The sequence below is a fragment of the Marinobacterium sp. MBR-111 genome (assembly GCF_040547585.1).
In the GTDB taxonomy this organism is placed as follows: domain Bacteria; phylum Pseudomonadota; class Gammaproteobacteria; order Pseudomonadales; family Balneatricaceae; genus Marinobacterium; species Marinobacterium iners.
This window is the reverse complement of the sequence record NZ_JBEPQA010000044.1, coordinates 1-10377: the sequence shown is the minus strand read 5'-3', so window position 1 is coordinate 10377 and position 10377 is coordinate 1. Positions and strand designations below refer to the sequence as shown.

Below are 10377 nucleotides of genomic sequence, written 5' to 3'. Positions count from 1 at the left end.
TACCAAAATCGAGGAGTTGAGCCGGCACTGGCGCGTCAGGTTGCAGAACAGTTGATGGCGCACGATGCCCTTGATGCGCATGCCCGCGATGAAATCGGCATCTCGGCCAACGGCGGTGCTCAACCCGTTCAGGCAGCCCTTTCGTCAGCGGCCACCTTTACTGTCGGTGCAGCTCTGCCGTTACTGGTGGCCTGGATAGTGCCCATCGGTTATCTGATTACGCTGGTTGCACTGTGCTCACTGGTGTTTCTCGCCATGCTGGGTGCAATTGCCGCAAAAGCAGGTGGCGCATCGATGATGATCGGGGCCGTCCGAGTTGTTTTCTGGGGTGGCCTGGCCATGGCGCTGACGGCGGGAGTCGGCAAGGTGTTTGGCGTGGTTGCATGAAAGTGGTCACTCTCCTTTCAGGCATGAGACAGATCCAATGCGGCAACAATTTTTTTCTTCAGTGCAATCAGCTCGCTGCTGCTGCGCTCGCGTGGGTGAGGCAGCTCGACTTTGATTTCCTCATACACCCGCCCGGGATGTCCACGCATGACCAGAATCCGGTCGGCCAGAATCGCAGCCTCCTCGACATCATGGGTGACAAAAATCAGGGTAAAACGGGAATCCGCCCACAGCTCAATGAGGTGATCCTGCAGTGCCGCACGGGTGAAGTTGTCCAGTGCGCTGAAAGGCTCATCCAACAGTAATATGCTGGGCTTGCGCACCAGTGCCCGTGCAATGGATGCACGTTGTGCCATCCCCCCGGAGAGCTGGCGAGGCAGTGCCTCCCGGAATTTCCACAGGTTGACCTTTTCCAGCGCTTCGCGGATACGATCGTCCTGTTCATCCGGTACCAGATCACGCAACACCAGCCGAATGTTTTCCGTTACGCTGAGCCAGGGCATCAGGCGCGGCTCCTGAAACACCATGGCGATATCGGAAGAGGGCTCGGACACTATCGTTCCGTTCAGTTTTACCTGTCCGCTTGTGGGGGTGTCCAGCCCCGACAGAATGCGCAGCAGGGTGGATTTACCACAACCGGAAGTGCCAACCAGTGCGATAATCTCGTGCTGGTCGACCTGAATGTTGATCTTGTCGATGGCCAGATGATCAACACCCGTGTCATCTATAAACTGTTTTGATACATCTTTGATGGCAAGCATGGTTTGTCTCGATTACTGGGTGCGGCCGAAGCTGTCCTGCCATGAGAGCAGTCGAGTGGCTGTGAATGTGAGCAGTGCATCCGTGATTTTGCCAACCAATGCAAACAGTACCAGTGCACCGATGATAATGGCCGGGTTGCCGGTCATCTGGCCGTCCAGCATCAGGAATCCCAGTCCCTGACTGGCCCCCATCAACTCGGCGGCGATGACAAACATCCACCCCAGCGCAAGCCCCGAACGCAGGCCGGTGAAGTAGGCCGGCAACGTGCCGGGCAACAACACGCGAAATACCCGGTCAAAGGTGTTCAGGCGATAAACCCGGGCAACCTCAAACAGCTTGCGGTCGCTGTCGCGTATGCCGGCCATAAGGTTCAAATAGACCGGGAAAAACACGCCGACGGCAATCAGAATGATCTTTGATGTTTCGAAAATACCGAACCAGAGAATGAACAGGGGCACCCAGGCAAGAGAGGGTACGGCCTTGATCGCCTGCAGGGCGGGGTCCAGAAGTTCACGCGCCAAGCGGGAGTAGCCGGTGAGTGCGCCCAGCAGGGTGGCGGCTGCTGTACCGGCCAGAAAGCCGGCTGCGACTCGGCCTGTCGTCACCAGGATATGCTCACTCAACGCACCACTGCTCCACAGCGCGGCCAGCTCAGACCATACCTGTAACGGATGTGGCAAAACATAGGCGGGGAATACGCCCCGGGACGAGAGCTGTGCCCATACCAATAAAAATGCCAATGGCAGCAGCCAGCTTTTCCAGCTCAGCAGTTTGAACAGCCGTCGGGTGTTGAAAATGGCGCCGGAGGGCCGGGATGAACCGGCTCCAGAACGCAGAGTCAGGGTTTTCATACCGAACCTCCGAAAGAAAATCAGTTGTTGAACTGACGATCAATAAGCTGATCAGTGACAGCGGTGACATCCACGGCCGGTTTGATGATGCCGATATTCTGCAGCACCTTGCCGGTTTCGATCAGCAATTTGCGGTGCTCATCGCCAATGGCGGCCTTGGTGATGTCGGTACGCTCAAGCTGGCGCGCAGCGACGTCGGCGCTGATACCGGCGGCTTCCACCAGTGCATCACGCAGCTCTTCCGGGTGTTCAAGCGCGTAGTGGCGGGCTTTTTCATAGATGCCGAGCACACGCTTGACCAGTTCTGGGTTTTCCTCGGCGAAAGCCGTGCGCACATTGAGAATGCCGTAGGTGTTCAGATCCACGTTGCGGTGGAAGAGTACAGCACCGGATTCGAGTTCAGCGCGTGCCATGTGAGGGTCAAGGCCGGCCCAGGCATCCACCTGATTGCGTACCAGTGCGGTGTAGCCATCCGGATGCTGCAGCAGTACGGTGTTGATATCCTTTTCGGTCAGGTTGTTTTCTGCCAATACACGCAGCAGAAAGATATGCGGGTCTGTGCCGCGCGTTACGGCAACCGATTTGCCTTTCAGATCAGCGGCGGAACGAATGGCCGAATCTTTGCGGGTTACCAGTGCAGTCCACTCCGGCTTGGAGTAAACGTAGATGGAGTTGATCGGCAGTCCGTTGGACTTGGCGACCAGTGCGGCAGAGCCTGCGGTGGAACCGAAATCGATCGCGCTGCCGCGCAAAAATTCCAGCGCCTTGTTTGAACCCAGACTCAGCGTCCAGCGCACATCGATATTGTCCTTGGCCAGATCTTCTTCCAGCCAGCCTTTCTTCTTCAACAGCAGGCTAACCGGGTTGTAGTAGGCGTAGTCGATGGAGATCTGGTCAGGTGCGGCCTGGGCAGCATGAAAGGGCGACAATGCCAGCAGCGTGGCTGCTGCAGTCGTGATCATGTGGCGTTTTAGGGAGCGAAAGCGATTTTTTATGTTCAATTGAAAGTCCTCATCAGGCGGTAATGAAGACTAATGGTGTCACGACCGGAAAGCGCACAGAAATAGGAATAAACGCATAGCATTTTCGTGTTTAAAGGGTTTGCCCGCACGGGGCGGGCAGGTAACGCAGGCGAGACGTCAGATGGGATAAATCTGCACAGCCTCAGCGATCATGTGTCCAGCAGCGGTGCAGCCAGCGTGCAAACCAGTCGAGCAGGAACCCGATCAGGCCGATCACCAGAATACCGGCCATGAGTTCATCGTAGGCGAGCCGGTCACGGGTATCCAGGATGAAGTAGCCCAGCCCTGCCGTTACGCCCAGCATTTCGGCCGGTACCAGCACGATCCAGATGATACCGATGGCCAGCCGGACTCCGGTCAGAATATGCGCAGTGATGCCGGGCAATACCAGACGCAGCACCAGCTCGCTGCGGGTGGCTGAAAGGCTTTGGCTCAGCAACAGCCAGTTTTTGTCCAGCTGACCGACGCCGGTGGCCGTGTTCAGCAGAATCGGCCAGACGGCTGCGAAGGCCAGCAGGAAATAGACTGGTGCATTTCCCACCCCCAGTACCATGACGGCAATGGGCATCCATGACAGAGGCGAAATCATCCGCATAAACTGAAACAGCGGGCTGCTGGCCCGGGCAAAACAGCGCGACATGCCAGTGAGGACACCCAACGGAATGCCGATCAGCACGGCAAACAGCAGCCCTACCCCCACCCGCTGCAGGCTCAGCTGAATATGGTCATAAAAGTAGCCATCCTGCAGTAGTCGCTGCAGCGCTTCAAATGTGGGCATCGGGCCCAGACTTGATGCGATGGGCAGGGTGTGGGCCAGCAGGCTCACACCCAACCACCAACCCAGCAGCGCAAATCCCAGTCCATACAGGGGCAGCATGCGATTGATGAGTCGACGGGTCATACGATGATAGATTCCCGTCGCTCAAAACTCGGATCGATGCCAAACACCTGCGGTCCACCTGCATTTTCGATGGCCCGACGTACAAAGCGGTCATCAACCAGGTCACGGGCGACAAACTCGGGTGACAGCTCGCCAAGGAAGCCATTGTTGCCTTCCAGATGGGTCTGGGTCAGGCTGCGCACCAGCTCTTCGGTATAGGACGAATAGGGATAGGGCTGAAAATCAATCCGCTTCTGTGACCAGTAAGGGTTGTGAATGATGCCGGCAGACTGGTATTGGGCGTAGTCGCGAGCGGAGAACACCTTATCCAGCGTTTCAACCGAATGCGGCGTGTAGCGACCGGTGCCGCTGGCGGCCAGCAGGGCGGCGGTTTCATCACTGAACTGCAGGCTCCATTTCTGAGCATCAACGATGGCATTGGTCACCCGTTGTGCCCATTCGGGACGATCCTGCAGGTCACGCTCGGCCATGAAGGTGACGCAGCAGGCATGGTCTTTCCAGATGTCGCCCGAAAAGCGCAGCACCTTGCCGACGCCCTTGAGTTCGGCGGCGGCATTGAAAGGCTCTGCCACAATAAAGCCCGCGATACTGCCGCCGGCCAGGGCCGACACCATCTCGGCGGGTGGCTGCACCACCAGGTTGACCTCATTATCAGCCAGTGTCTGGCCCGGCCGCAGGGAAACGGGTTTAAGACCTGCTTCACTCAGTACTTTTTGCAGCAGAATGTTGTGAATCGAATACCAGAACGGAATGGCAACCGTTTTGCCGGCCAGATCACCCACACTATTGATGTTGTTGGCAACGGTCAGGGCTGATCCGCCCATATGGTTCCAGGCGACAATTTTGGCAGGAAATTTTGCCCCATAGCGCACCCACAGGGTTGCAGGGGTTAGCAGGTGAATGACATTAACCTGACCGGCTACAAAGGCTTCTACCAGCTGAGCCCAGCTGCGGAACATGCGCGGCTTTTCAGTACGCAAACCCTGCTCGCGGAACAGCTGCAGCTGATCGGCCACCAGCAAGGGTGTGGCGTCAGTAATCGGTAGGTAGCCGATCTGAACCGGAATATCATCCCCTTTGAACTTACCTGCACGCTGCTCTGCCGCGCTGAGCAGAGGCGAGGCCAGACTGGCACTGCCAGCCAAAGCGGCCATGCGCAAAAAATCGCGGCGATTGAAACCACAGCCCTCGACTTCAGGCTGACCTGGGGTTGGGAAGAAACGGTTTTTACGCATGGGTTAATCCTCTTGTCGGATGTTCCGAGCCGCCATCAGAGTGGCGGCTATTCAGGTGAAGGGCTTGTAGAATTTCCTGCCGCAGCTGCAACAGATCGGGGCCGGAGGGTGACAGCACATCTGAGCGATCAAGCTGCCATTGCTGCACGATCTGCCCAGGAGACCCTCCCATCAGAATAATGCGGTCAGCGACCGCCAGAGCTTCATCAATATCGTGTGTGACCAGCAACACGGCGGTGTTCCACTGATGGACCAGGTCTACCAGCAGTTGCTGCATTTCAGTCCGTGTTATGGCGTCCAATGCAGAAAAAGGCTCATCCGCGAACAACAGTTCGGGCTGACGTGCCAACGCCCGTGCCAGCGCAACCCGCTGCGCCTGGCCGCCCGATAATTCAGTTGGCCAGGCCTTGCTGTGGCTGGACAGGCCCACCGCCGACAATGCACGTGTCACACGTGCACTGCGTTCAGTACGACTGATGCGGGGCTGATGCTTGAAGTTGAGACCGTAGGCGACATTGTCCGGCACTTTGAGCCAGGGCAGCAGGCTGGCCTGCTGGAAGATCAGGGCACTGCGTGGGTGTGGACGCTCCACCGGTGCATCATGAAAATACACATGCCCCGAGGACGGACGACTCAGGCCCGCCAGCAAACGCAGCAGTGTCGATTTGCCACAACCGCTGCCACCGAGCAGCACCAGAATTTCCCGCGGGGCAATCTGTAACGAAATATCTTCAAACACAGGCTGCCCGGGGCTGTAGTCGTAGCGCACCCGTTCAGCTCTTAGCAGTGGTTTGTCCGGGTAGCTCATGCGCAGTGATCTTCATGTTTGGCCAGCTCGCCCTTGAGCTGTGAAACACTGGGCGTCACCACCGGTATAAATGCCGCTTCATGCCAGAGACGGCCAAAGCCGGTGGGTTTGTCCAGCAAATAGGCGTTGCCCCCTGTCGCCTCAAGCGCCTGGTTGGCAGCGCGCTGTACCAGTTCAGCGAGGGCAATGCGAAGCTTGAACAACTCTGCCGGCGCGGTGGCAAACAGGCCGTTATTCACACCCTCGTAGAGTGCAGCGGAGTGCTGCTCAAGTGTCTCCTGAAGCGCGGTCAGTGCCGGCTGCAGATAGGTGCCGTTGGGTTGTCTGGCGCGCAGACTGATACTGTCCAGTGAGGCCCGCACATGTCCTATCGACATGCCACATTGCAGCCCAAGAAACCGGGGCCGAATGGATGGACAAAAGTGTAAGGCGTTCGGGTGAATCACCTGTTGCGGCTTCAGCGTCAGATCGTCGATCTGCAGGGCAGCCGTTGAACTGCCACGCAGGGCCAGCAGATCCAGGTTGTCGCTGCGCGTCAGACCCTTCTGGCGGCTGTCGAGCAGAGCGATGGAAGGAGGTTGATCCTGACCGTGCTCAACGATTGCGGCCACCAGGAACCCCTTCGGGTCCAGGTTGGTGACCCAGAACAGCCTGCCGTTGAGCTGCCAGCCGTCATCCTGAGGGGTGGCATGAATCTGAATCTCTTCAATGCCGGAGAGGTATTTCATCGCATTGGACAGGGCTGTGGCACCTGCAATTTCACCTTCGAGCAGAGCCGGCAACCACTGTTGTGCCAGCTCGGAATTGGGGGATGCCAGCAGGTACTCGATAAAAGTACGATGCCCCCAGGCGACAAATGCAGCCGTCAAAGAGTAACGGGCGACCTCTGCAATGGCATCGATAGCCTGGCTGACAGGTTGTCCGTCTCCCCCGAACTCTTCGGGGACACTCACCCGAAACAGGCCGGACCGGGCCAGTCGAGACAGAAGCTCTGCCTGAGCCGGTCCGTCAGCATCCAGTTCGTTGGCATGTTCACCCAGCCAGGCAGTCAGGGCGGACAGATCAGGGTTATCAATTCGGGTCTGTGCGTTCATAGGGTCAGGGCTCCTGTGGCATAGGGTTCCAGCTCAGGATTCAGCGTGTTGTGGGCGAGGTTGTTGGCAAAGTTGCACAGGGTTGCAAGGCTGACACCCAGCACCACTCCCAGAACCTGCTCGTCGCTGTAGCCGGCTGCGCGAATATCGGCCAGCTCTCCGTCAGACACGTTGCCACGGCTGACGATGACCGCCTTGGTGAAGCTGGCCAGCGCATCCAGCCGGGCATCGCCAAGAGCCCGGCGTTGCTGCAGTGCAATGGTCTGCTCAGTGCTGAAACCCGCTTTTTTCAGGGCGATGGCACTGTGCCCTGCAACGCAGAAGTCACAGCCATGCACACTGGCGGCGGTAATCTGGATCACTTCGCGTTCCTGCAGTGTTAAACCGCTGCGGCTGTTGATCTCACCGACCGTCATATAGGTTTCCAGGCTGGCGGGTGAGTTGGCCAGAATGCCGATCAGGTTGGGCAAAAAGCCGTTGTTTGCCTGCGCCTTTTCAACACGGACTCGGCTGGCTTCAGGAGCGGTCTCGGCATTCAGCAGGGGCAGACGTGTCATAACAAAACTCCATAAAAAAATGTTTCCTTATTCTGAATCAATATGGATCTAACGAATTGTCAGTGCGTCAGCATTTTTTGCTCATTCGTCTTGATATGTGTACCGGGCTGGCGCCGGTACTCGCCAGGGGTGACCCCCAGTACGTTGCGGAACACTCGCGAAAAGGCGGCGATTGAGTGGTAGCCGACCTGCTCGGCCGTATCCCTCACACTGGCCCCGTTACGCAGCCGACCTGCGGCAATGCTCATGCGCAACAGTTGAAGAAAACGTGCCGGGGGCAGTCCGCACAGCTCACTGAACTGTTTGCAAAACGCGGCCCTTGAAAGGTGTACCTGCGCGGCCATCTCTTCGAGGGTCCACTCCTGCTGGGGGTTTTCCAGCAGACTTTCCAGAAGCGGAGCAAATCGTGGCTCCTGAGCCAGTGCGAGCACGCCCCTGGGCTGGTCGCTGTCATCTGCGGCGGCACGCAACAGATATAAAAACAGCAGTTCGGTCAGGCGCTCGATCAAGGCACTGGCAGGAGCCTGCTGGTCATAGGCTTCTTTCAGCAGCAGCTCGAAAACAGGACGGGCGCCCTGCATGGCGACTCCGTCTCGCGCAAATATCAGGCAGGCGGGCAGCGAAGCCGTCAGCAGTTCTGCCGTCTGGCCACCCAGTTCAAAAAAACCACAGGCCAACCCGGTACCGGCCCGGTTGGTTTGCTCCAACGGCTGCATGGTGTTGCAGGCGGCGCTGCTGCCTGCCTTATCTGGCGTAATCCTGTGGTTGATGTCACGCAGGAGGAAGACCGCGTCCCCTTCACGTAGAGCGCACACCGGTTGGCCAGGGCGATGCAGGTAACATTCTCCATGTAGAATCAGATGAAAGCTGGCGCGGCGGCGACCCTGTGTTGATGCCTGCCACTGGCCACAATATCGGCCCATGTGAAACAGGGATGATCGAATGCCCAGGCTTTCGATAAGACGACTGCTCAATTCGATGGGAGATGTGGTGCGCTGCACGGGAAGGCCTCGTAACCATGAATGGATAACAAGGCCGACCTTACTGCCGATCATGCAGGGCGATGAACCAATAAAAAGTGATATCTATTGCAGAAATCCGTTTTCCTTGAGCAGCCCTACTGGTGAATGCGCAGCCAAACACCGAAAGGTAGGCTTTCATACCCATGTGTCTCAACATAGTCGATGGCAGCGATCAGGTCGTCTTTCTGTTGCCGTCCCTGGCGTACAAGTACAGGTTCCTGTTCAGCATTCATGAATATCAGGGCCGGGGTACCAACAATACGAAACTCTGAGACAAGTTCAGAAAGTGTCAATTCCTGCTGGCCTGACAATCTTATCGAGGCATCGGTCGAAAGGTCATAGGACTCTATCGAAAAGCGGCCGAACAGTTTTTCTGATATGAGTGATGACTGCAGGGTTTTATCCAGCTCATTGCAGTAGACACAATCAGCCTGCTTTATATAGAGAATCCTGAGTGCACCCTGCGTTGCCGAATGCGATTCAGATGCCCCTGCAAAAAGGGCCAACAAAGCGAGAAAAGACAGGATAGACTTCATTTAAACCGACTCCCTACCGATACCAGAACAGAACACGGCGTCGCAGGGCTTCCAAGCCTGACATGCATGAAGCGGCAATAGCCCCTGTAAACAGAATTCCGGCCAACATCTGAGGATAGTTGGCATAGTCTGCATGAATTTGTACAAAGCGCCCCAGCCCTTCAACGGCGCCGAACAGCTCTGCGATGGTTAGCAATATGAATGCGAAAACCAGCCCAACCCCCAAGCCAGAGAATATTTGCGGCAAACTGGCCGGTAGGACAATACGCAGGAGGTATTCGATCCGTCCAAGTTGCATTATTTTTGCGCTGTCTTTCCAGCTCTGCGGAGTAGATGAAGCCCCAAGCGCGGTGTTGTGGAAAATGGGCCAGAATGCACCAATAAACACGATAAACACCGCAGAAAGGTGAAAAGTCGGCAACACGGCGATAGCGTAGGGTATGTAGACCGTTGGCGGTACAGGGGCTGCAACCCTCGCAAATGGAATGAAAGCGCGTTGCAGTGGGGTGCGCGTTCCTACCAGCAGTCCGAAGGGTATTGCCAAAGCCACGGCTAACAAATAGCCGGGAATCAGTATTTTTGAGGATGCAAAGGCACTGCTCAGTAGTTCAGGCAGGGATTGTAAAAGTGCCGACCCAACGACCCAAGGGGAGGGCAGAAGTGGGTTTCGAGAAGCGTCATTATGAAATGTAAGCAGGTACCAGCCCGCTAGAATTACCAGCCAAACGATCAGACTTTCTCGCCCCAAAAACAGGCGACTGGCAATGCCAGCTGCATGGTGCTTGTCCTTGGGACGGGCTGCTGGAAGTGAAAGACTACGTTGAGACATTACTGCTTACCTCTTCAACTTTAAGACGTCGCAAAACATCACTGGCTAAAGCTTCTTCTATCTGCAGGCGCAGTTCCTGCACCTCGACCAAGTATCGGTAGTGATCGCGGTCGGTACGCTCTTGTTTTTTGGGTACAGAGTGCACTGAAATCAGGTGACCTGGTGAGGCTCCCATGACTGCGATGCGATCGCCCAGCCAGAGCGCTTCATCCAGGTCGTGCGTCACAAACACTGTTGAAAACACCTTGTCTTGTTGCTGTCTGACCTGGTTGAGCAGATCCTGAAGCCGGATTCGGTTAACCGGATCCAGTGCGCCGAAGGGTTCGTCCAGCAGCAGGAGCGAGGCCTCCAGTGCCAGCGCTCGTGCGATGGC

12 protein-coding genes and 1 pseudogene are annotated in these 10377 nt (G+C 56.8%); 1 reads left to right on the top strand and 12 read right to left on the bottom strand.

Annotation, left to right across the window (positions count from 1 at the left end; all coding sequences use genetic code 11):
* Positions 1 to 387: VIT1/CCC1 transporter family protein (locus ABIE61_RS17895; RefSeq protein WP_354412050.1), on the top strand; the 387-nt coding region annotated here is incomplete at its 5' end.
* Positions 388 to 404: 17 nt separating this feature from the next.
* On the opposite strand, the gene ABIE61_RS17890 is transcribed toward ABIE61_RS17895, so the two are convergent.
* The 12 genes and pseudogenes from ABIE61_RS17890 to ABIE61_RS17835 form a co-directional block, all read right to left on the bottom strand.
* Positions 405 to 1148: an ABC transporter ATP-binding protein gene (locus ABIE61_RS17890; protein WP_354412048.1), complete on the bottom strand. Its 744-nt coding sequence runs from the start codon at positions 1146 to 1148 to the stop codon at positions 405 to 407.
* A gap of 12 nt (positions 1149 to 1160) precedes the next feature.
* Positions 1161 to 2000, bottom strand: coding sequence for an ABC transporter permease (locus ABIE61_RS17885; RefSeq protein ID WP_354412045.1), 840 nt, complete (start codon positions 1998 to 2000; stop codon positions 1161 to 1163).
* Between the two features lie 20 nt (positions 2001 to 2020).
* The gene (locus ABIE61_RS17880; RefSeq protein ID WP_354412043.1) at positions 2021 to 3001 is read right to left on the bottom strand and encodes an aliphatic sulfonate ABC transporter substrate-binding protein; all 981 of its coding nucleotides are present in this window, start codon (positions 2999 to 3001) and stop codon (positions 2021 to 2023) included.
* Positions 3002 to 3164: 163 nt separating this feature from the next.
* A complete protein-coding gene (locus ABIE61_RS17875; protein ID WP_354412040.1) occupies positions 3165 to 3923 on the bottom strand; it encodes an ABC transporter permease in 759 nt (252 codons plus the stop codon).
* Complete coding sequence (locus ABIE61_RS17870; RefSeq protein ID WP_354412037.1) at positions 3920 to 5158, bottom strand: ABC transporter substrate-binding protein; 1239 nt, start codon at positions 5156 to 5158, stop codon at positions 3920 to 3922. The genes ABIE61_RS17875 and ABIE61_RS17870 overlap by 4 nt, the downstream gene beginning before the upstream one ends.
* A complete protein-coding gene (locus ABIE61_RS17865) occupies positions 5151 to 5966 on the bottom strand; it encodes an ABC transporter ATP-binding protein (RefSeq protein WP_354412035.1) in 816 nt (271 codons plus the stop codon). The genes ABIE61_RS17870 and ABIE61_RS17865 overlap by 8 nt, the downstream gene beginning before the upstream one ends.
* Positions 5963 to 7060: an acyl-CoA dehydrogenase family protein gene (locus ABIE61_RS17860; protein WP_354412032.1), complete on the bottom strand. Its 1098-nt coding sequence runs from the start codon at positions 7058 to 7060 to the stop codon at positions 5963 to 5965. Before ABIE61_RS17860 ends, ABIE61_RS17865 begins: the two co-directional genes overlap by 4 nt.
* Complete coding sequence (locus ABIE61_RS17855; protein WP_354412029.1) at positions 7057 to 7617, bottom strand: carboxymuconolactone decarboxylase family protein; 561 nt, start codon at positions 7615 to 7617, stop codon at positions 7057 to 7059. Before ABIE61_RS17855 ends, ABIE61_RS17860 begins: the two co-directional genes overlap by 4 nt.
* Positions 7618 to 7676: 59 nt before the next feature.
* On the bottom strand, positions 7677 to 8618 hold the full coding sequence (locus ABIE61_RS17850) for an AraC family transcriptional regulator (protein WP_354412027.1): 942 nt from the start codon (positions 8616 to 8618) through the stop codon (positions 7677 to 7679).
* A 116-nt stretch (positions 8619 to 8734) separates the two neighbouring features.
* Positions 8735 to 9175: a thioredoxin fold domain-containing protein gene (locus ABIE61_RS17845; protein WP_354412024.1), complete on the bottom strand. Its 441-nt coding sequence runs from the start codon at positions 9173 to 9175 to the stop codon at positions 8735 to 8737.
* A 13-nt stretch (positions 9176 to 9188) separates the two neighbouring features.
* Positions 9189 to 10004 (bottom strand): ABC transporter permease, encoded by an 816-nt coding sequence (locus ABIE61_RS17840; RefSeq protein ID WP_354412022.1) that lies wholly within the window; start codon positions 10002 to 10004, stop codon positions 9189 to 9191.
* Positions 9991 to 10377 (bottom strand): annotated as a pseudogene (locus ABIE61_RS17835) (hypothetical protein); the annotation flags it as partial. The pseudogene ABIE61_RS17835 and the gene ABIE61_RS17840, both read right to left, overlap by 14 nt.